Here is a 502-nt window from a genome sequence, read left to right as displayed (position 1 = left end):
ATCGTTTAATCCGTTATCTTAGCTCGGTTGCTAACGCCGCAGGTCTCGGAGCAGGTGGAATCGCTCGTTTGATGAACGCCCTTTGGGAGGACTACCTGCTTGAGGCACAGGCACTGATGCCCACGGTAGGCAATCGGCCGGGGTGGGGGACCCCTATCACGCGGCTGGCGCTGGCACCACTGCCCGATCGTGTCTCTGTCTGCACCGCATGTGGGTATTTGCGTGCCGAGACAGTGCGAGATGTATGCACCCGATGCCAAAGCACCTGTGAGGAGGTCCTCAGTACAGAAGTTGCCGAACGACGTCGCAACTATTACCACTACCTAGCGCAGTTGGCACTTTCGCCTAACTAATATCCCGAGCCCTTTCCACGTAGAGTGCTGGAACATACAGCACAAATCTCCCCCGTGGACGCAGCAACGCGTGAGCGACATTTTCAGGATCAATTCATTCCCTCAGGTCCGGAGCAGGAAGATGCCCGAGAGTGTCGTGTTGACATCCT

1 protein-coding gene is annotated in these 502 nt (G+C 56.6%); it reads left to right on the top strand.

Going from position 1 to position 502, the window contains the following annotated elements:
- The coding region (locus HW443_RS12940) for a hypothetical protein (RefSeq protein ID WP_176238416.1) at positions 1–353 on the top strand (353 nt) is incomplete at its 5' end.
- Positions 354–502 lie beyond the last annotated feature (149 nt).

Source organism: Candidatus Hakubella thermalkaliphila, from assembly GCF_013281975.1.
GTDB lineage: Bacteria > Actinomycetota > Humimicrobiia > Hakubellales > Hakubellaceae > Hakubella > Hakubella thermalkaliphila.
This window is presented reverse-complemented; position numbering and strand designations above follow the sequence as displayed.